Genomic DNA, 18,726 nt, shown 5'->3' with positions numbered 1-18,726 from the left:
CACGCCGTCGGGGCGTCGTAAAATTCACTTTCGGCCTGAACCCCCGAGCACCCGCTGCGTCTGGCCGTACGCGTCGATCGGGCTGTGCAGCGCCAGGCCACCGTCTGCATGCACGACTTGGCCGGTCACCCAGGGCAATTCGAGGACGCCCACGACGGCCCCGGCCACGTCGGCGGCCTCGCCCAGGCGGCCGAACGCCGTCCGCTCCGACAGGCCCTCCACCCAGCCGGGAAGCTGCTCCGGTTTGGCCAGCATCGGCGTCCGCGTCACGCCGGGGCCGACGGCGTTCACCCGGATGCCGTGCCCGCCCCACTCCGCGGCGGCGACCCTCACCAGCATGTTGACCCCGGCCTTGGACACGCAGTAGGCGCCCATGTCGCGATCGGCCAGCGTGCCGCTGATGCTCGAGACCGCGACGATCGAGCCGCCCACCCCGGCGTCGACCATCGCGCCGGCCGCGGCCCGGATGGTCAGCCAGGTCCCGGTGAGGTTGACCGCCAGCACCCGGTCCCATTCCGCGGGCGGCTGCTCGAGCAACATGCCCGACGCGCCGATGCCGGCGCAGGTCACGACCCGGGTGGGCACGCCGTGGTCGCGCACCGTGCGCTCCATCGCGGCCGACACCGCCTCGGGATCGCTGACATCGCAGGCGATGTCGCCGCCGGACAGGTCCCACACCACGACGTCGTGGCCCGCCTCGCGCAGCCGCGCGGCGACCTCCCGCCCGATGCCCGACGCGCCGCCGCTCACCACGGCCGTCGTTGCGCTCGCCGAAACCATGAGCTTCCCCTTCGCTTCGGGACCTTCGCGCATAATCAGACCATGTCGACCGGCCGTCCCGCTGCCCCCCGCCGTGTAGTCGACACGGCCGCGACGGTCACGCTGCTGATCGGGCACGGCCTGCTGGTGCTGTACACGATCGGGATGGCGGCCGCGCTCGCCCACGAGCAGGAATACCTGGAGTCCCGGTGCCGGTATCACAACCTCGACTGCCGTAACCCCTGGCGCACCGACGGGGCCCCGATCGCGGTGGGCGTCACCGTCGTGCTGATGATCCTCGATCTCGCCCTGGTCAGCTGGCGCATGTCGAAGCGGCGGCGGTCGTTCTTCGTGCCGTTGCTGTTCTGCGCCGCCCAGGTCGTCGTCGTCGGGGCGCTGGGCTACCTCGGCAACCCTTAAGACCGCTGAATCTTGGCCAGGGTGCGGTCCCACAGCTCGGCGGCGAGGCGGGCGTCGTAGGCCGCGCGGTGCGCCCTGGCGACCTTGCCCTTCGAGTAGTACTCCCCCGGCGCCCAATCGACCCCCGGCGTGCTCGACGCCAGCCAGACCAGCTGGTCTGCCCCTTCGTCCGACGTCGCGGTGAAGAACTTCGTCGGCGTGTACTTCTTGCTGAACGCCAGCAACCGCGACCCCGACGCGTCGCCGAAATTGGAGGCGACATAGCCCGGGTGAAACGTCGCGGCCGACAGTCCGTCGGCGTGGTAGCGGCGGTGCAATTCCCTGGTGAACAAGACGATTGCCAGCTTGGTCAGGGCGTAGGCGGTGCTCGGCCGGCGCCGATCCGTCTGCTCCAGCTGGGTGACGGTGGTGCGGGGCAGCAGCCGCTGCGACGAGCTGGTGGTGTTGAGGACCGTGGCGCGCGAATCGACCAGCACCTCCATCAGCTGCGTGGTCAGCAGGAACGGCGCCAGGTAGTTGATCTGAAACGTGGCCTCGTGGCCGTCGGCGGTGTGGTGGATCTTGGTGAACATGCCGCCGGCGTTGTTCGCCAACACGTCGATGCGCGGGTACTGGGCACGGATCTTGTCCGCCAGGGCACGCACCTGCGACAGGTCGGCGAAGTCGACGACGAAGTAGTCGGCGTCCAGCTCGGCGGCCACCGCGGTGGTCTTGGCTTCCGAGCGCCCGACCACGACGACGTTGTCGCCGCCCCGGCGCAACCGGCGGGCCGCCGCGGCGCCGATGCCGTCGCTGGCGCCGGTGATGATGATGGTCTTGCCCGTCATGGCCGTCACTTTACGGTCCGGGCTAGACCAGCGAGTAGCGCACCGGAAGGTGCTTGAGGCCGCCGACGAACACGGTGGCGGTGAGCTCCGGGTCGCCGGTCAGCTCAATGGATTTGAGCCGCGGCAGCAACTCGGAGAAGAAGCTGTTGACCTCCATGCGGGCCAGGGCCGCGCCCATGCAGAAGTGCACACCGTAGCCGAAGGCCAGGTGCTTGTTGGGGTCGCGGCCGACGTCGAAGCGGAACGGGTCCTCGAAGACCTCCTCGTCGCGGTTGGCCGACACGTAGGACAGCAGCACGGATTCCCCTGCGGCGATGGGTATCCCGCGCACGGTGGTGTCGCTCGCGGCGGTGCGCATGAACTCCTTGACCGGGGTGACCCAGCGGATCATCTCCTCGGTGGCCAGCGGCATCAGGTCGGGGTTGTCGCGCAGGCGCTCCAGCTGATCCGGGTTCTCGATGAGCGCCTGCAGGCCGCCGGAGATGGTCGCGCTGGTGGTGTCGTGGCCCGCGGTGGCGACGATGAGGTAGTACGACACGGTGTCGATGTCGGACAGCGGTTCGCCATCCACGCGCGCGTTGGCGATCGCCGACGCGAGGTCGTCGGTCGGATGCTCGCGGCGGGCGGTGGTCACCCCGTTGAAGTACTGGAACATGTCCAGCAGCGCGGGCAGCTGGTCCTCACTGCTGCTGCCCCGCTTGAACTCCGAGTCGTCGCTGCCGAACAGCTCCTGGGTCAGCTTGAGCATGCGGGGAAAGTCGGCCTCGGGGATGCCCAGCAGCGACATGATCACGTAGAGCGGGTAGTTGACGGCGACCTGCTGGACGAAGTCGCATTCGGGGCCCACCGCCATCATCTTGTCGACGTAGGTCTTGGCCAGTTCGTCGACGCGAACCTTCAACGCCCGCATCGCCTTCGGCCGGAACCAGTCGGAGCCGATCGCGCGCACCACCCGGTGCTGCGGGTCGTCCATGTGGATCAGCGTGCGCACGCCCGCCGCGGCCTGCATCTCGTCGCCCTCTTTGGTGGCCAGCACCGGGCGCGGCCAGTTGGTGAACAGCATGTTCTCGCGTTCGATGTCCATGATGTCGGAGTGCTTGGTGATCGCCCAGAACGGTTGGTAGTTCGGCACATCCACCCGCGACACCGGCGCGTTGGCGCGCAGGTGCGTCAGCGCCGCGTGCAGTTTCCGCTCGTCGGTGTAGGCCAGCGGATCCGCCAACAGCTTGGCGGCCTCGTCCATGGTCGTCGTGCTCACTCGCGAAACTCCTTCAGTGCGGCGGTGATACAGGATTGCGAAGCGGTCAAGAAGATCGGCAGGACACGGTCGACCGAGTCCGCGCAGCGGGCCTTGAGGCCGTCGGCGATGGTGTCCACGGGGCCGGCGACGGCGAAGGCCGCCAGCATCTCGTCGTCGACGAGCGAACCCATGGTGTCCCACTGCCCATCCAGGGACAGGCGGTGCAGTTCGGTGTGCAGGTCACCCCAGCCGTGCAGCTCGAGGACGGTGCGGTAGGCCGGCGTAGACCCGTAGAAGGCGATCTGCTTGCGCACGGCGGCGGTGGCTTTCGCGAGTTCGGCGTCGGTCTCGCCGGTGGCGATCAGCACCTCCGCCGACACCTCGAAGCCGCCCGCGTCGCGGCCGCCGCGCTGCATGCCGCGCCGTAGCGCCGGGACCGTCACCTCGTCGAGGTAGCGCTTGGAGACCATCGGGTGGCCGAGGTGTCCGTCGGCGACCTCGCCGCACGTCTCGGTCATGGCTTCGCCGACGGCGGCGAGGAACACCTTGGGCGGTGGATACGGATGCGGCTCGGGGGTGAACATGGGCGTCATGATCTTGTGGGTGTAGAAGTCGCCCTCGAAGCGCAGCCTGGTGCCGTCCGCCCACGCCGACCAGATGGCGTGCAGCGCGGCGACGAACTCGCGCATCCGGCGCGCGGGATGGCTCCACGGCATGCTGAACCGCTTCTCGATGTGGGGCCGGATCTGGGTGCCCAGGCCGAGGATGAACCGGCCCTTCGAGTACGCCTGCAGGTCCCAGCCGGTGTTGGCGACGGTCATCGGGTTGCGCGCGAACGCCACCGCGATGTTGGTGCCGAGTTCGAGGCGCGAGGTGTGTTCGGCGGCCAGCAGCAGCGGCAGGAAGGGGTCGTGGCTGGTTTCGGCGGTCCAGCCGCCGGCATACCCGTCGCGCTCCAGTTCGCCGGCCGCGTCGGCCACCCGCGCAAGTTGATTGGGGATGCCCCCGTCGATCTTGGGGTGGGGGCCGCCAGGCATGCGGGTAACTTTACAGTAAGCAATCCAGTATGTGACCCTGCAGACCGGGCGCGCGACCCGAACCCGCACGAGGTAGGACAGAGGCATGACAAAACCCCCTGATTGGGAGGAGACGCTCGACGATCTCGGCCGTCGCCGTCGGCACGCGCTGGGGATGGGCGGCGCGGAGCGGCTCGACAAGCACCGCGGCAAGGGCAAGCTCGACGCCCGCGCGCGCATCGAGCGGCTTGTCGACCCGGGCTCGTTTCGCGAACTCGGCACCCTGGTGGGCGGGGACGTCGCCGCCGATGCGATCGTCACCGGTTCGGGGCTTGTCAACGGGGTTCCGGTGATGGTGGGCGCCGAGGACTTCACGACCCTTGCCGGCAGCATCGGGCCCGGCGGCAACTCCAAGCGCTACCGCATCGCCGAGCTGGCGGTGCGCGACAAGATCCCGTTGGTCATGCTTCTCGACGGCGCCGGCTTTCGGCCCACGGGCGGGCACTACGGGCGCTCCCCCACGGATCTGCTTGCCCAGACGCAGTGCTCGGGGCGGGTGCCGACGGTCGCCGCGGTGCTCGGGCCGTCGGCCGGGCACGGCGCGCTCGTCGCCCCGGTGTGCGATTTCCGCATCATGAGCCGCCAGGGCGCGATCTTCACCGCGGGGCCGCCGGTCGTCAAAGAGTCGACGGGCGAGGACATTTCAAAGGAGGACCTGGGCGGCCCGGACGTCGCGCTGGCCAGCGGGGTGATCCACAACGTCGCCGAGGACGACGAAGCCGCGCTCGACGACGTTCGCCGCTATTTGTCCTACTTCCCGCCGAGCGCGTGGTCGTATCCCTCGGCGCTGCGGGCCGATGCCACCACCGCTTTGAGGCCGACGCCGGAGTTGCTCGACATTGTCTCCCGGGACAATCGCCGGGTCTACGACATGCGCGCGGTGCTCGACGTGGTCTTCGACCGCCCGGACTGGTTCGAGGTGCAGCCGCGGTTCGGCCGGGCGGTGATCTGCGCGCTGGCGCATCTCGGCGGGCATCCGGTCGCGGTCGTCGCCAACCAGCCGCAGGTGCTGGCCGGGTCCATCGACGCCGCGGCCGCCGACAAGGCGGCGCACTTCATCATGGTGGCCGACTCCTTCCACCTGCCGATCGTCTTTCTGGCCGACAACCCGGGAATGCTGCCCGGCAGTCGCTCCGAGCGGGAGGGCGTGCTGCGGGCCGGCGGGCGGATGTTCGCCGCCCAGACCGTGGCCACGACGATCAAGTTGCACGTCACGCTGCGCAAGGCGTACGGGTTTGGGTCCATGGTGATGTCGCTGCTCGGATTCGACCACCAGGCCGCGACATTCGCCTACCCGGGCGCGACGATGGGCGCGATGAGCGCGGCCGCGTTGAGCAAGGCATCGCATGCGGGCGAGGACCTTTCGGTCAAGCTGCGCAACGCCGAGCTGCAGGCGTCGTACCGGTCGGCCGAGCACATGGGCTTCGACGAGCTCATCGACCCGCGCGAGACGCGCGACGCCCTGCTCGCGTCGCTGCGGCGCGCCATCTCCAGTCGGCAGGCCGCGGCCGAGCCGGTGCAGCGGACCGCGATTTTGCCGTGACTCCCCCCGCGAGCGCGCGCGTCTGCACGCGACACGCCGGCATCCCGCGGCATTTTGGGGACTCTCGCGGGGGCTAGGTCGCTCGGTATTCCGTGACGATCGGCTCGAGCTCGTCCGGTGTCGCGCCGTGCATGATCACCGCGTCGGCGCCGTAGTCGAATTCCTGGCGGATGCGCTGCACGCACTGATGCGCCGAGCCGGTGGCCGACGGCTCCAGCCACTCGTCGGGGATCAGCGTCGCGATGTGCTCGATCTGCTCGGGGGTGGCCTTGTGGTCGATGCCGCCGGCGATCGAGGTCACCACCGAGTCCTCCCGAAACCGTTGCAGCACTGCGGGATCCCAGTTGTTGGTCCGCACCATCAGGTCGCCGTAGCCCTGCAGGTAGGTGGCCAGCCGCGCGACCGTCTTCTTCAGCCGCAGCTGCTCGGGAAGGTGGTCGCCGACGGTGGCGAAGCACGACCACACCCGCACGCTGTCGGGGTCGCGGCCGGCCCGCTCGGCGGCGGACTTCACCGTCGCCACGCAGCGCTGCAGCGTTTCCGGCGTGAAGTAGGTGTGCAGGATGACGTCGTCGAAGGCGCGGCCGCCGAGCTTCAGCGTGTTGGGGCCGAACGCCACCAGCGCCAGGCGGATGTCCTCGTGGAAGTCCGGGTCCAGAAACAGGATGGGGTAGCGGCCCATTGGGCCGTCGTGGTTGAAGATCAGCTCGCCGTGGAATAGCCGGCGCATCACCTGCGCCCAGTCCTCCATCTGCGCGGTCGTCACCGCCGGGATGCCGAACGCGCCGTAGATCGCGGCGATGCCGCGCCCGATGCCCAGCGTGAACCGCCCGCCGGAGAGCCGGTGCATGGTGGTCGCCCACGACCCGGTGATCAGTGGGTGGCGGGTGTTGTGATTGGTTGCGGCCGTGGCGATCTGCATCCGGGTGGTCACCGCGCAGGCCGCGCCAACCAGGGACGACGCCTCCTTGACGTTCCAGCGCTCGGAGATGAACGCCGTCCCGAAGCCCAGCTCCTCGCCGCGGCGGGCCTCGTCCATCAGGGTGGCCGGGCCCTCGCCGCCGGCCCCGGCCAGCAGGTAGTAGCCCAACTCGTCAAGCACGCGCCCGCTCAATTCCACACTCCTTGCTTGTAGCCGCAGTTCCAGACCTCGATGATTTTGCCGTCGACGACGCGGAACACCTCTATGCTCGCGATGTTGGTTCGGCTGCCGTCCTTGGCGGTGATCGTCGAGTCGTAGACGATCGCGACGTGTTCGCCGTCGTCGCCCGCGACGACGATATTCAGGTCGAAGTGCAGGCGCTCGAGCGCCTCCCACATGTTCCTGACCCGGTTGACCGCCTGTTCGCGGGTCAGCGTGTGCGCCTCGCCCACCTCGTGGCGAATGACGGTGTCGGCGAACAACTCCTCGGCCAGCTCGAGGTCGGGTTCGTTCCAGACCACCAGGTTGTACAGCTCGACCACCTCGCGGGCGCTGCGGGCGGCCGCCGTCACCCCGCAACCTCGCGCAGGAAGCCCTCGGTGACCCTCAGCACGCGCCGCGAGAAGACGTGCCCGACGTGGCTGCCGTCGTACCAGTGCAGCCGGCCGCCCCAGCGTTCCTGCAGCGCGAGCGCGGGCTCGCGCATGGCCATGCGGTCGTGCCACGCCCCCACGATGAGCCGCCGGTTGGGCGGCGGCGCGGGGTCGGCCCGCAGCGGGTCGATCACCGACGTCAGCTTCGCGACCTCCGGCGACCCCAGCAGCTCGGCGAACCCCGCGCGGGACTGCCCGAAGCGCCCCATGTGCTGCGCGATCATCGCGTTGAGCCCCAGGATCGGCGTGTACAGCGCCACCGCGTCCACCTGCCGTTCGAGGTGGGAGACCAGCGCAGCCACCGGGGTGCCCATCGAAATCCCCGCCACCACAACGGCGCTGGCCCGCGGCTGCACCCAGCGCACCACGGCGCGGACCTCCGACACCGCGCGCATCATGCCGGCGACGTTGCCCAGCGGGTCGGTGTCCGGGTAGGCCGGCCATTCGCGGCGCCGGCAGCCGTGGCCGGGCTGCACCGGCAGGGCGACGTTGAACCCCAGCCCGTGATGGATCCGCGCGATCCGCGACAGCACCAGATCCTCGGTGCCGCCCTGGCCGGCGCCGTGCACCCACACCAGCCAGGGCCTCGGGCCGTCGGTGTGCCGGCACACGTGCACCACCGCCCGCGCCGGGCCGCCCAGGCCGTCGGCCTCCAGCGTCGCCGGCAAGCGCGGGTCGTGTTCGAACTTCATCCGCTCGTAGGTCAGGCCGCCCCGCGGTCCCGGCAGGCGCCGCCGCCGAACCGACGTCGCCCGCAACGGGTTCGGCTCGGCGTGCGCGCCGTCGATGCCCAGCGCCGACAACTCCTCGGCCGCCGCGGTGCACGCGTCCAGCGGTCGCATCGCCGCCGGGCGGCCATTCAGCAGCGAAAAGCCGCTCAGCACAAGCTCGTCCAGCATGACCTCGCCGAACTGGCGCAGCCCGCGCGGCGACACCGGGGCCCAGCCGGTCGATTCGTTGAGGCCGGCCACCGTGCGCGGCAGCACCATGCCCAGCTCGCGGGCGACGTCCCGTGCGCGATTCAGCATTTACGCCAGCTTGAAGCCGGTGTATCCGCCGGCCGCGATCTCGTCGCAGCGGCGCCGATATTCGGGGATTCCGCCGGTATAACCCATATACATCCGTTTCTTGCCGGGCACGTTGCCACCGTTGTACCAGGAGTTGCACGACGGGTGCACCAGCACCGTCGGCGCGACCAGCGCGGTGGCGTGGTCGATCCACTCCTGCTGCGCGGTTTCCAGCGCCTCGATGGTGCGGATCCCGTTGGCGCGCAGGTGGGCGATGCAGTCGCCGATCCACTCCACGTGCTGCTCCAGCGCGGCCACGAAGTTGGTTGCGGCGCTGGGGCTCCCGGGGCCCTGCACGGTGAACAGGTTGGGGAAGCCCGCGACGGCCAACCCGAGGTAGGACAACGGGCCCTGGCCGGCCCAGAAGTCGGCGAGCGACAACCCGTCGCGGCCGCGGATGTCGATGCGGCTGAGCGCGCCGGTCATGGCGTCGAACCCGGTGGCGTAGACGAGCACGTCGAGTTCGTAGGAGCCGTCGTCGGTGCGGATGCCCGTCGGGGTCACCTCGCGGATCGGCGCCCTGCGGAGGTCGACGAGCGTGACGTTGTCCCGGTTGAACGTCTCGTAGTAGCCCTGGTCGATGATCGGGCGCTTGCACGCGAAGGGATGCTCGGGCACCAGGGCCGCCGCGGTCTCCGGATCCTCGACGATCCGGGCCACCGCCTCGCCGTAGAGCTTTGCCGCCATCCGGTTGGCTTCGATGTCGAAGAAGATGTCGCCCCAATTCAGCGCGCCCAGCACGCCCTGCTCCTCGATGGCGCGCAGCTGCTCGTCGCGGGTCGCCGACTTCAGCGGCGGCCGTGCGAGCATGTCGAGCAGCACCGAGAAGGCGCTCAGCCGCGCGGCGCCGACGGGGTGGGCGCGTTGCGCCGCCCGGATTTCGCCGTACCGGGCTTTCATTTCGTCCAGCTCGCCGGGCTCCAATGGCCGCACCCGCCACGGCAGGGTGTAGGCCGGGGAACGCTGAAAAACGTAGAGCTGTGCGGCTTCCCGGGCCACGACGGGGATGAGCTGAACCCCGGTCGAGCCGGTGCCGACGACCCCGATGCGCTTGCCGGCGAGATCGACGCCCTCCTTGGGCCAGCGGCTGGTGAACAGCGACGTCCCGGTGAACGCGTCCATGCCGGGGATGTCGGGTTCCAGCGGGACCGACAGGATGCCGGAGGCGGCGACGACGAACGGGGCCGTGTAGGTCTGGCCGGCCTCGGTGCGCACCCGCCAGGCGGCGGCTTCTTCGTCGAAGGTCATCGCGACGACCTTGGTGTGGAACGCGATGTCGCGCCGCAGGTCGAGGCGGTCGGCGACGAAGTTCAGGTAGGCCTCGATCTCGGGCTGGGCCGGCATCGACTCGGTCCAGACCCATTCCTGCTGGATCTCCTCGGAGAAGCTGTAGGAGTACTCGATGCTTTCGATGTCGCAGCGCGCGCCCGGGTATCTGTTGAAAAGCCAGGTGCCGCCGACGTTTTCGGCCATCTCCAGCACCCGTGCCCGGACGCCGAGCTGGCGCAACCGGTGCAGCATGTACAGGCCGGAGAATCCGGCGCCGATGACGATTGCGTCGAACTGATCTTCAGCCATCACCGGTCAGCCTCAGCATGGTGCGGGTCAGATGCGGGCTCTTGACGCGCCCGGCCGCGACGTCCTTGGTGTCCAGGAACCGGCGGTAGCGCGCGTTGAGCTGGCGGATCGCTTCCAGCTCGTCAGCCGGTTGGGTCATTTGCACTCCTTGCCGCCGGACTGCTGAAATCTATACTGTAACGGACTTAGTATCAATGATCGCGGGAGGCGCCGGCATGAAAGTGCCCTTCACCTGGAAGGTCACCGGGTGGTTCATGGTGGGCTGGTCGCCCGAGTTCCCGATCGGCGAGGTGCGGCCGCTGCACTATTTCGGCGAGGACCTGGTGGCCTACCGCGACGAGTCCGGTGAGCTGCACGTGCTGGAAGCGCACTGCAAACACCTCGGCGCCCACATCGGCCACGGCGGCAAGGTCGTCGGCGACTGCGTCGAGTGCCCCTTCCACGGCTGGCGCTGGGGACCCGACGGCCGCAACAAGTACATCCCGTATCAGCCCGACCGGCCCAACCGCGCCCTGCGGCTGCGGGTGTACCCGGTCCGCGAGCAATACGACTGCGTGTTCATCTGGCACCAGCCGGACGGCAAGGAACCGCAGTGGGAAATGCCCGACATCTTCGAGAAGTTCCCGCAATTCGAGACCGACCCCGCGGCCTACTACCGGGCCTATCCGGAGTTCTCCCGGCGCGCCGAGCGCGAGCCGGTGCACCCGCAGATCGTGGCCGAGAACGCCCCGGACAGCGCCCATTTCGAGTACGTGCATCACGCCACCGTGACGCCACGGGTGCTGGACTGGAAGATCGTCGACCAGGAATGGCAGTTCGTCGCCGGCTGGCCGGACGCGAACAGTGACGACCCCGAGGACCTCGCGCTGCGCTTCCACAGCCACCTGTTCGGCCTTGGCGGGGCGATCAGCGTGTTCGAGGGCGCGCAGAACCACCGGCTGATCTTCACCTGCACGCCGGTCGACGACGAGTGCTCCGACCTCTTCTACTCGATCTGGTGGCCCCGCAACCCCGGCGACGCCGCCGACGTGCCGTCGGGCAAGCTGCGTGAGGTCATCGAAAAGCAGTTCCTGTCCACCGTCTTCGACGACCTGCAAATCTGGCGCTACCAGAAGTACATGGAACGCCCGCCCCTGTCCAGGGTCGACGCGGAAGGCTATATGGCGCTGCGGAAGTGGGCCACCCAGTTCTACGACGTGCCGGCATGACCGCGCTCGAAGACCTCGCGGCGCCCGGGCACACCGCGGTCGTCACCCAGGAGCTGCAGGGCGCCGTCGTCGGCCCCGACGCGGGGCTCGGCGTGCTCGCCGCGGAGGCGCGGCGCATCGCGCTGCCGAACATCGCGCGGCTGCTGCCGGCGGCGCGCGCGGCCGGGGTGCACGTCGTGCACTGCCTGGTGCGGCGACGGGCCGACGGGCTCGGCTCCAACCACAACGCGAAGATCTTCGGGGTCGGGCGGGGACAGGTGGACATCGCTCCCGGCAGCCCTGGGTCAACGCTGCTGCCCGAATTCGGCCCGGAGCCAACCGATCTGGTGCTCAGCCGCTGGCACGGCGTCGGGCCGATGGGCGGCACCGACCTCGACGCGGTGCTGCGCAACCTCGGGGTGTCCACCATCGTCGTGGTCGGCGTCTCGCTGAACATCGCCATCCCCAACGTCGTCATGGACGCCGTCAACGCCGCCTACCGCGTCGTCGTCCCCAAGGACGCCGTCGCCGGCGTCCCGACCGAGTACGGAGAAGCCGTGATCGCCAACACGCTGTCGTTGCTCGCGACCATCACCACGACCGACGGCCTGCTCGACGCGTGGGGGTGCCCGTGACCGAGACCGAAGCGCCCTCGGGCTCGCCCGGCGGATTCCCCCATATCAAGCCGGCCGAGCAGGCGCCGCCCGGGCTGGAACGGTTCGTCTCGGCCGTGCGCCGCCTTCAGGACCTGGCCGTCTCGACCGACAGCCCGGCGTGGGAGGCGGCGGCCGAGCACGTCGAAAAGGCCTGCGCGTTGCTGGACGGACACCCGGCGCCCCAGGGCGTGGCCCCGGGCGGGCGGGTCATCGGGCTGCCGGGGCTGGGCCATCCCCTGCTGCCGCCCTGGCTGGCCACCGAGTCCGGGCCGGACGGCGTCACCATGGACGGGCACTTCACCCGGGCTCACGTCGGCGGGAACAACGCCGTGCACGGCGGCATGATCCCGCTGTTCTACGACTGGCTGTTCGGCATGGTGGTGTCCACCGCCGGCTGCCCGCCGACCCGCACCGCGTTCCTGCACGTCGACTTCCGCAACGTCACGCCCATCGACGAGCCCCTGACGGCCGCAGGGCGGATCACCGAGGTCGACGGCAGGAAATACTTCGTGGCCGCTAGCATGACGGCTGCCGACGGCACGCTGCTCAGCGAAGCCACCGGCCTGATGGTCCGACTGCTACCCCACCAGCCGTGAGAGGCACGATGTCAGATACCGCAACGCAATTCACCGTGCCAGCGGTCGCCAGGGCCGTCGCCGCGGCGCTCCCCGACCGCGAACTGGTGATTCACGGCGAACGGCGGTACAGCTACGCGCAGGTCCTCGACCGGGCCAACCGCCTCGCCGCGTACCTGCACTCGCGCGGGCTGGGCTGCCACACCGAGCGCCCCGGGCTGGCCGGCCACGAGGTGGGCCAGGACCTGCTGGGCCTGTACGCCTATAACGGGACCGAATTCGTCGAGGCGCTGCTGGGTTCCTTCCAGGCGCGGGTGGCCCCGTTCAACGTCAACTTCCGCTATGTCAAGAACGAACTGCACTACCTGCTCAAGGATTCGGGCGCGACCGCGCTGCTCTACCACGCCGCGTTCGCGCCCCGGGTGGCCGAAATCCTGCCGGACCTTCCGCAGCTGCGCGTGCTGATCCAGATCGCCGACGACTCGGGCCACGACTTGCTCTACGGCGCGGTCGATTACGAGGCCGCACTGGCGTCCAGCTCGCCGGAACCGCCGCCCGTTCGGCACTCGCCCGACGACCTGTACGTCCTGTACACCGGCGGCACGACGGGCATGCCGAAGGGCGTGCTGTGGCGCCAGCACGACATCTTCATGACGTCCTTCGGCGGCCGAAACCTGGTGACCGGCCAGCCCTTCGGCTCCGTCGACGAGATCGTAGCGGCCGCGGCCGCGAGCCCCGGCACCAAGCTGATGATCCTCCCGCCGCTGATCCACGGTGCCGCCCAGTGGAGCGTGATGACCGCGATCACCACCGGGCAGTCCGTCGTCTTCCCTTCCGTCGTCGACCATTTGGACGCCGACGACGTGGTGCGCACCATCGAGCGCGAGAAGGTCTCCGTCGTGACCGTGGTCGGTGACGCGGTGGCCCGCCCGCTGCTCGCAGCGATCGAAAAGGGTATCGCCGACGTGTCGTCGCTGGCCGTGGTCGCCAACGGCGGCGCGCTGCTGACCCCCCACATCAAGCAGCGCCTGATCGAGGCGCTGCCCAACGCGCTCGTCATCGACGGCGTCGGATCGTCGGAGACGGGCGCACAGATGAGCCACCTGTCGACGACCGGGGCGGTGTCGACCGGCACATTCAATCCCGGCCCGGACACCTTCGTCGCCGCCGAAGACCTCGATGCGATCCTGCCGCCCGGCCACGACGGCATGGGCTGGCTGGCGCAACGGGGCTACGTTCCGCTCGGCTACAAGGGCGATGCGGCCAAGACCGCCAAGACATTTCCGGTCATCGACGGGGTGCGCTACGCCGTGCCGGGTGACCGCGCGCGCCACGGCGCCGACGGCAGCATCGAACTGCTGGGCCGCGACTCGGTGTGCATCAATTCCGGCGGCGAGAAGATATTCGTCGAGGAGGTCGAAACCGCGGTCGCGTCGCATCCCGCGGTGGCCGACGTGGTGGTCGCCGGGCGGCCCAGCGAGCGGTGGGGCCAGGAGGTCGTCGCCGTCGTCGCGCTCTCCGAGGGCGCCGATGCCACCGCCGAAGAACTGATCGCCCACGCGTCAAACTCGTTGGCGCGCTACAAGCTTCCCAAGGCCGTGGTGTTCCGCCCGGTGATCGAGCGCAGCCCGTCGGGCAAGGCGGACTACCGGTGGGCGCGCGAACAGGCGATCAGCGAATCATGACGTACGCAAACCGCGTCGCCGTCGTCACCGGCGCCGGATCGGGCATCGGACGTGCCCTGACCCGCGCGCTCACCGAGGGCGGCGCCCACGTCGCCGCGTCCGACATCGACCTGGCCGGCCTGGCCGAGACCCGGGCGATCTGCCCCGCCGGGCGGGTGACGACGTATCAGCTCGACGTCGCCGACCGCGACGCCGTGCTCGCCCACGCCGACGACGTGCGCCGCGACCTCGGGCCCGCCTCGCTGCTGTTCAACAACGCCGGGGTCGACCTGTTCGCCAGCGTGGCCGACATGTCGTGGGCCGACTTCGACTGGCTCACCGGCATCAACATCGGCGGAGTCGTCAACGGCACCAAGGCCTTCCTGCCGCAGCTGGTCGACGCCGGCACCGCCCAGCGCCCCGCCCGGCTGGTGAACCTGTCCAGCGCCTTCGGGCTCATCGCCGTCCCGTACCAGGGCGCCTACAGCACCGCGAAATTCGCCGTGCGAGGCTTCACCGAGGCGCTGCGTCAGGAGATGATCATCGAACGCCGCCCGGTGACCGTGCACTGCGTGCATCCCGGCGTCGTGCGCACCAACTTCGGCACCAGCATGCGCGCCGCCGACACCGAGGACCCCGACATGGCGGCCAAACTCTTTGCGCGCGCGGCACTCACGTCCCCCGAGAAGGCGGCGCGCGTCATCCTGCGCGGCGCGGAGAAGAACCGGGCCAGAATCCTCATCGGGCCCGACGGGCGCGCGATGGCGGCGATGCCCCGGCTGCTCGGCGTCGGCTACGCGGCCCTGCTGGCCCGCGCCGCGCGCGTGACGAGCTCGCGCTCCGGTCGGTGATCGGCGATCCCATACTGGCGTAGATACTGTTAGTATTACGGGATGGTTTTCCAGGTGGAGCCCTCCGCAGGCAGCGTGCCTCGATGACGGTCGCCGACCTGGTATTTGACCCGTTTTCGGCGGACTTCTTCAACGGGCCGTATGAGACGTACCGCCGGATGCGTGCGGAAGCCCCGGTTTATTACAGCGAGCGGTACGACTTCTATGCGCTGAGCCGGCACGCCGACGTCGCGGCCGCGTTCAGGGATTTCGAGACGTATTCGTCGGCATACGGGGTCGACCTGGGGATGGTGCGCACGGGACAGAAGGTGCCGGCGAAGATGATCATCTCGCTGGACCCGCCCGAGCATCGCCACATGCGCAGCCTCGTCAACAAGGTATTCACCCCGCGGGCCATCACGGCGCTCAAGGCGATGGTGACCGAGCAGATCGAGCACTGCCTGGCGGCGGCCGATCCCGGCGAATTCGATGTCGTGCAAGACTTCTCGGCGTTGTTCCCGGTGGAAGTGATCACCCGGATGCTCGGTGTGCCCGCCGAGCACCGGCAGAAGGTCCGGCTCTGGATCGACGAGTTGTTGCACCGCGAGCCGGGCCAGATCGACATGTCCGAGGCCGGCGCGCAGGCGATGGCGAATTCCTGGGTGATGTACTACGAGCTCATCCGGCAGCGCCGCGCCGAACCGCAGGACGACATGATCTCGCACCTGATCGCCGCCGAGATCGAACGCGAGGACGGCGAAACGACCCGGCTCAGGGGCTCCGAGATCGCCGGGTTCGCGACGCTGTTGGGCGGCGCGGGCGCCGAAACGGTGACCAAGCTGATCGGCAACGCGGCGGTGGTCTTCGCCCGCAACCCCGAGCAGTGGCAGAAGCTGCTCGACGACCGCAGCAAGATCCCCGCCGCCGTCGAAGAGCTGTTGCGCTACGAGGCGCCGTCACAGTACAACGTGCGCCGCTCGATGAAAGACATTGAGCTGCACGGCATCACGATCCCGGCGGGCAAGCCCGTCTTCCTCATCGGCGCTTCGGCGAACCGCGACCCCGAAGCCTGGACCGACCCGGACGTCTTCGACATCGAACGCGACCGGGCCGAGGCGCAGAACCTCGGCTTCGGCTACGGCATTCACAGCTGTCTCGGGGCGGCGCTGGCGAGGATGGAAAGTGCGATCGCGCTGGAGAAGCTGCTCGAGCACATGCCGCGTTACGAGGTGCTGTGGGATCGCTGCCAGCGGGTGAGCATGCAGAACGTGGCCGGGTGGTCCCATGTTCCGGTGCGGGTGCTGAGATGACGGACCTGCCGGCCGACTACCTGCGTGACCCGTACCCCCACTTCGCCGAAAAGCGCGGCGAAGGTGGGGTGTTTCGTGGCACGGTCATGGACTATTCCAAGACCCCGGATTCGCTGCGGCCCAAGCGGTCTTTCGCGGCGGTGTCGTTCGACGCGGTGAATACGGCGTTTCGCGATGGACGGGTGTTCACCTCGGCGATGTACGACAGCACCATCGGGCTGTTCATGGGGCCGACCATCCTGGCGATGGAGGGCAAAAAGCATCGCGATCATCGCAATCTGGTGTCGGCGGCGTTCAAGTCCAAGGCCCTGGCCCGCTGGGAGCCCACGGTGGTGCGGCCGATCTGCAACACCCTGATCGACGACTTCGTGCGCGCCGGCCGGGCCGATTTGGTGCGGCAGTTCACGTTCGAGTTCCCCACCCGGGTCATCGCCACCTTGCTGGGCCTGCCGGCGGAAGACCTGCCCATGTTCCGCAAGCGCGCGGTGGAGCTGATCAGCTACGCGGTGAAGTACGAGCGCGCCTTCGAGGCGTCGGCGGCGCTGAAGGACTACTTCGTCGAGCAGATCGAAGCGCGCCGGGCCAATCCGACCGAGGACATCATCGGCGACCTGGTCGCCGCGGAGCTCGACGGCGAGAAACTCAGCGACGAGGCCATCTACTCGTTTTTGCGGCTGCTGCTGCCCGCCGGGCTGGAGACCACCTACCGGTCGTCGGGCAACCTGCTCTACCTGTTGCTCACCCACCCTGAGCAATTCGCCGCGGTGCAGGCCGATCGCGCGCTGGTCGCCCCGGCGATCGAGGAGGGGCTGCGCTTCGAGACGCCGCTAACCACGGTGCAGCGGTTCACCACCGAAGACACCGAGCTGGAAGGGGTCGAGATCCCGGCGCGCTCGGCGATCGACGTGTGCATCGGCTCGGCGAACCGTGACGACCACCGCTGGGAGCACCCGGAGAAGTTCGACATTTTCCGCGCGCACATGCCGCACATCTCGTTCGCCGCCGGCGAGCACACCTGCCTCGGGTTGCACCTCGCGCGCATGGAGACCCGGGTCGCCCTCGAGTGCCTGCTGGACCGGCTGGCCGACATCCGGCTGGTCACCGATGACGACCCGCACATTCACGGCCATCCGTTCCGGTCGCCGACGGCGCTTCCGGTTACGTTCCAGGCGAAGTAGGTTTTCGGAATGATCAAGGTAATGCAGGGCATTCGGGTCCTCGAGGTCGCTCAGTTCACGTTCGTCCCGGCCGCCGGTGCCATCCTGGCCGACTGGGGCGCCGACGTCATCAAGGTCGAGCACCCGGCGCGCGGGGACACCCAACGCGGCTTCCTCAACATGGGGGGCATCCAGGTCGACCCGGAGCGGCACCCGCTGATGGAGCATCCCAACCGGGGCAAGCGCAGCGTCGGCATCGACGTCTCCACGCCGGGCGGCCAGGAGGTGATCTACGAACTGGCGAAGGTCTCCGACGTGTTTTTGACCAATTACATGCCCGCGCAGCGGCAAAAGCACAAGTTCGACGTCGAGCACATCCGCGCGGCGAACCCGAACATCGTGTACGCCCGCGGCAGCGCCTACGGCGACAAGGGGCCGGAACGCGATGTCGGCGGCTACGACGGGACGGCGTTCTGGACGCGCAGCGGCGTGGGGTACGCGCTGACGCCCGAGGAGCTGGGCGGCGCGCTGGGACAGGGCATTCCCGCGTTCGGCGACTCCATTGGCGGCATGTTCATCGCCGGCGGCATCTCGGCCGCGCTGCTGCACCGCGAGCGCACCGGCGAGGCCGTCGAGCTGGACGTGTCGCTGCTGAGCACGGCGTGGTGGGCGGCCGGCGCAAGCGTCACGCAGGGCATGGAGACCGGGGAGGTGATGCGCACCCCGATGCCGGGGTCGCTCGCGCCGTCGGTGAATCCGTTCATGGGCAACTACTTGACGTCTGACGGCGGCACGATCAACTTGTGCATCATCAGCCCGACCGGCCTGATCCGCGACACGTTCGAGCATCTCGGCATCCCCGAGGCCGCCGACGATGCCCGCTTCTCCGAGGTGCTGCCGCTGATCCAGAACGCGGATGCGGCCGCCGAGCTCATCGCGAAGGCCTTCGCCGCCAAGCCCTTTGACTACTGGCGCCAGCACCTCAAGACGATGAAGGGGCAGTGGGCGCCGTTCCAGAGTCTGCTCGACCTGGCGAACGACGAGCAGGCGCTCGCCAACGACATGGTGGCCGAGGTCGAGGTCGCCAGCGGCGGCGCGCCGTTCAAGGTGGTGCGCGGGCCGGTGCAGTTCAATCATGAACCGCTGGAGACCACCCGGGCGCCGCAGGCGTCCGAGCACACCGAGATCGTCCTGATGGAAATCGGGATGGACTGGGACCGCATCGCCGAACTCAAGGAATCGGGAGCAATTGCGTGAGACGT

Annotated in this window: 19 protein-coding genes; 10 read left to right on the top strand and 9 right to left on the bottom strand. The window is 69.2% G+C overall.

Annotated elements, in window-relative coordinates:
• Positions 1 to 24: 24 nt before the first annotated feature.
• Complete coding sequence (locus AC5Y4Z_RS05315; RefSeq protein ID WP_499961268.1) at positions 25 to 780, bottom strand: SDR family NAD(P)-dependent oxidoreductase; 756 nt, start codon at positions 778 to 780, stop codon at positions 25 to 27.
• Between AC5Y4Z_RS05315 and AC5Y4Z_RS05310 the strand changes: the two genes are divergently transcribed.
• Positions 688 to 1,179 (top strand): DUF6264 family protein, encoded by a 492-nt coding sequence (locus AC5Y4Z_RS05310; RefSeq protein ID WP_499961267.1) that lies wholly within the window; start codon positions 688 to 690, stop codon positions 1,177 to 1,179. The two genes, AC5Y4Z_RS05315 and AC5Y4Z_RS05310, sit on opposite strands and share 93 nt — an antisense overlap.
• Here AC5Y4Z_RS05310 and AC5Y4Z_RS05305 read toward each other — a convergent pair.
• The 3 genes from AC5Y4Z_RS05305 to AC5Y4Z_RS05295 are packed head-to-tail and all read right to left on the bottom strand — an operon-like array spanning position 1,176 to position 4,283.
• Positions 1,176 to 2,006: an SDR family NAD(P)-dependent oxidoreductase gene (locus AC5Y4Z_RS05305; RefSeq protein WP_499961266.1), complete on the bottom strand. Its 831-nt coding sequence runs from the start codon at positions 2,004 to 2,006 to the stop codon at positions 1,176 to 1,178. The two genes, AC5Y4Z_RS05310 and AC5Y4Z_RS05305, sit on opposite strands and share 4 nt — an antisense overlap.
• A 22-nt stretch (positions 2,007 to 2,028) precedes the next feature.
• Positions 2,029 to 3,249: a cytochrome P450 gene (locus tag AC5Y4Z_RS05300; RefSeq protein WP_499961845.1), complete on the bottom strand. Its 1,221-nt coding sequence runs from the start codon at positions 3,247 to 3,249 to the stop codon at positions 2,029 to 2,031.
• 11 nt (positions 3,250 to 3,260) lie between these two features.
• Complete coding sequence (locus AC5Y4Z_RS05295) at positions 3,261 to 4,283, bottom strand: LLM class F420-dependent oxidoreductase (RefSeq protein WP_499961265.1); 1,023 nt, start codon at positions 4,281 to 4,283, stop codon at positions 3,261 to 3,263.
• Between the two features lie 85 nt (positions 4,284 to 4,368).
• On the opposite strand from AC5Y4Z_RS05295, the gene AC5Y4Z_RS05290 reads away from it, so the two are divergent.
• Positions 4,369 to 5,865, top strand: coding sequence for an acyl-CoA carboxylase subunit beta (locus AC5Y4Z_RS05290; RefSeq protein ID WP_499961264.1), 1,497 nt, complete (start codon positions 4,369 to 4,371; stop codon positions 5,863 to 5,865).
• A gap of 73 nt (positions 5,866 to 5,938) precedes the next feature.
• Here AC5Y4Z_RS05290 and AC5Y4Z_RS05285 read toward each other — a convergent pair whose 3' ends face one another.
• The 5 genes from AC5Y4Z_RS05285 to AC5Y4Z_RS05265 are packed head-to-tail and all read right to left on the bottom strand — an operon-like array spanning position 5,939 to position 10,224.
• Positions 5,939 to 6,979, bottom strand: coding sequence for a TIGR03857 family LLM class F420-dependent oxidoreductase (locus AC5Y4Z_RS05285; protein WP_499961263.1), 1,041 nt, complete (start codon positions 6,977 to 6,979; stop codon positions 5,939 to 5,941).
• Positions 6,976 to 7,359: a nuclear transport factor 2 family protein gene (locus AC5Y4Z_RS05280; RefSeq protein WP_499961262.1), complete on the bottom strand. Its 384-nt coding sequence runs from the start codon at positions 7,357 to 7,359 to the stop codon at positions 6,976 to 6,978. The genes AC5Y4Z_RS05285 and AC5Y4Z_RS05280 overlap by 4 nt, the downstream gene beginning before the upstream one ends.
• Positions 7,356 to 8,468: an alpha/beta hydrolase family protein gene (locus AC5Y4Z_RS05275; RefSeq protein WP_499961261.1), complete on the bottom strand. Its 1,113-nt coding sequence runs from the start codon at positions 8,466 to 8,468 to the stop codon at positions 7,356 to 7,358. Before AC5Y4Z_RS05275 ends, AC5Y4Z_RS05280 begins: the two co-directional genes overlap by 4 nt.
• Entirely contained in the window at positions 8,469 to 10,085 is a 1,617-nt protein-coding gene (locus AC5Y4Z_RS05270; RefSeq protein ID WP_499961260.1) for a flavin-containing monooxygenase, read from the bottom strand.
• Positions 10,078 to 10,224, bottom strand: coding sequence for a hypothetical protein (locus AC5Y4Z_RS05265; RefSeq protein ID WP_499961259.1), 147 nt, complete (start codon positions 10,222 to 10,224; stop codon positions 10,078 to 10,080). The genes AC5Y4Z_RS05270 and AC5Y4Z_RS05265 overlap by 8 nt, the downstream gene beginning before the upstream one ends.
• 76 nt (positions 10,225 to 10,300) lie before the next feature.
• Between AC5Y4Z_RS05265 and AC5Y4Z_RS05260 the strand changes: the two genes are divergently transcribed.
• The 8 genes from AC5Y4Z_RS05260 to AC5Y4Z_RS05225 all read left to right on the top strand — a co-directional run bounded on the left by AC5Y4Z_RS05260 (position 10,301) and on the right by AC5Y4Z_RS05225 (position 18,721).
• Positions 10,301 to 11,293 (top strand): Rieske 2Fe-2S domain-containing protein, encoded by a 993-nt coding sequence (locus AC5Y4Z_RS05260; protein WP_499961258.1) that lies wholly within the window; start codon positions 10,301 to 10,303, stop codon positions 11,291 to 11,293.
• Positions 11,290 to 11,907 (top strand): cysteine hydrolase family protein, encoded by a 618-nt coding sequence (locus tag AC5Y4Z_RS05255; RefSeq protein ID WP_499961257.1) that lies wholly within the window; start codon positions 11,290 to 11,292, stop codon positions 11,905 to 11,907. Before AC5Y4Z_RS05260 ends, AC5Y4Z_RS05255 begins: the two co-directional genes overlap by 4 nt.
• The gene (locus AC5Y4Z_RS05250; protein WP_499961256.1) at positions 11,904 to 12,524 is read left to right on the top strand and encodes a PaaI family thioesterase; all 621 of its coding nucleotides are present in this window, start codon (positions 11,904 to 11,906) and stop codon (positions 12,522 to 12,524) included. Before AC5Y4Z_RS05255 ends, AC5Y4Z_RS05250 begins: the two co-directional genes overlap by 4 nt.
• An 8-nt stretch (positions 12,525 to 12,532) precedes the next feature.
• The gene (locus AC5Y4Z_RS05245; RefSeq protein ID WP_499961255.1) at positions 12,533 to 14,188 is read left to right on the top strand and encodes an acyl-CoA synthetase; all 1,656 of its coding nucleotides are present in this window, start codon (positions 12,533 to 12,535) and stop codon (positions 14,186 to 14,188) included.
• Positions 14,185 to 15,018 carry an SDR family NAD(P)-dependent oxidoreductase gene (locus tag AC5Y4Z_RS05240; protein ID WP_499961254.1) on the top strand — a complete coding sequence of 278 codons (834 nt, stop codon included), beginning with the start codon at positions 14,185 to 14,187 and terminating at the stop codon, positions 15,016 to 15,018. Before AC5Y4Z_RS05245 ends, AC5Y4Z_RS05240 begins: the two co-directional genes overlap by 4 nt.
• Before the next feature lie 83 nt (positions 15,019 to 15,101).
• Entirely contained in the window at positions 15,102 to 16,307 is a 1,206-nt protein-coding gene (locus AC5Y4Z_RS05235; RefSeq protein ID WP_499961253.1) for a cytochrome P450, read from the top strand.
• Positions 16,304 to 17,485: a cytochrome P450 gene (locus tag AC5Y4Z_RS05230; protein WP_499961252.1), complete on the top strand. Its 1,182-nt coding sequence runs from the start codon at positions 16,304 to 16,306 to the stop codon at positions 17,483 to 17,485. The genes AC5Y4Z_RS05235 and AC5Y4Z_RS05230 overlap by 4 nt, the downstream gene beginning before the upstream one ends.
• Positions 17,486 to 17,506: 21 nt before the next feature.
• Complete coding sequence (locus AC5Y4Z_RS05225; protein ID WP_499961843.1) at positions 17,507 to 18,721, top strand: CaiB/BaiF CoA transferase family protein; 1,215 nt, start codon at positions 17,507 to 17,509, stop codon at positions 18,719 to 18,721.
• Positions 18,722 to 18,726: the final 5 nt, after the last annotated feature.

The sequence above is a fragment of the Mycobacterium sp. NGS63 genome (genome assembly GCF_059812295.1).
This window is presented reverse-complemented; position numbering and strand designations above follow the sequence as displayed.

Excerpts from the sequence above, each read along its gene's own strand:
- AC5Y4Z_RS05315 (WP_499961268.1), bottom strand. The coding sequence starts at position 780 with ATGGTTTCGGCGAGCGCAACGACGGCCGTGGTGAGCGGCGGCGCGTCG.
- AC5Y4Z_RS05305 (WP_499961266.1), bottom strand. The coding sequence starts at position 2,006 with ATGACGGGCAAGACCATCATCATCACCGGCGCCAGCGACGGCATCGGC.
- AC5Y4Z_RS05300 (WP_499961845.1), bottom strand. The coding sequence starts at position 3,249 with ATGGACGAGGCCGCCAAGCTGTTGGCGGATCCGCTGGCCTACACCGAC.
- AC5Y4Z_RS05295 (WP_499961265.1), bottom strand. The coding sequence starts at position 4,283 with ATGCCTGGCGGCCCCCACCCCAAGATCGACGGGGGCATCCCCAATCAA.
- AC5Y4Z_RS05290 (WP_499961264.1), top strand. The coding sequence starts at position 4,369 with ATGACAAAACCCCCTGATTGGGAGGAGACGCTCGACGATCTCGGCCGT.
- AC5Y4Z_RS05275 (WP_499961261.1), bottom strand. The coding sequence starts at position 8,468 with ATGCTGAATCGCGCACGGGACGTCGCCCGCGAGCTGGGCATGGTGCTG.
- AC5Y4Z_RS05270 (WP_499961260.1), bottom strand. The coding sequence starts at position 10,085 with ATGGCTGAAGATCAGTTCGACGCAATCGTCATCGGCGCCGGATTCTCC.
- AC5Y4Z_RS05265 (WP_499961259.1), bottom strand. The coding sequence starts at position 10,224 with ATGACCCAACCGGCTGACGAGCTGGAAGCGATCCGCCAGCTCAACGCG.
- AC5Y4Z_RS05260 (WP_499961258.1), top strand. The coding sequence starts at position 10,301 with ATGAAAGTGCCCTTCACCTGGAAGGTCACCGGGTGGTTCATGGTGGGC.
- AC5Y4Z_RS05255 (WP_499961257.1), top strand. The coding sequence starts at position 11,290 with ATGACCGCGCTCGAAGACCTCGCGGCGCCCGGGCACACCGCGGTCGTC.
- AC5Y4Z_RS05245 (WP_499961255.1), top strand. The coding sequence starts at position 12,533 with ATGTCAGATACCGCAACGCAATTCACCGTGCCAGCGGTCGCCAGGGCC.
- AC5Y4Z_RS05240 (WP_499961254.1), top strand. The coding sequence starts at position 14,185 with ATGACGTACGCAAACCGCGTCGCCGTCGTCACCGGCGCCGGATCGGGC.
- AC5Y4Z_RS05235 (WP_499961253.1), top strand. The coding sequence starts at position 15,102 with ATGACGGTCGCCGACCTGGTATTTGACCCGTTTTCGGCGGACTTCTTC.
- AC5Y4Z_RS05230 (WP_499961252.1), top strand. The coding sequence starts at position 16,304 with ATGACGGACCTGCCGGCCGACTACCTGCGTGACCCGTACCCCCACTTC.
- AC5Y4Z_RS05225 (WP_499961843.1), top strand. The coding sequence starts at position 17,507 with ATGCAGGGCATTCGGGTCCTCGAGGTCGCTCAGTTCACGTTCGTCCCG.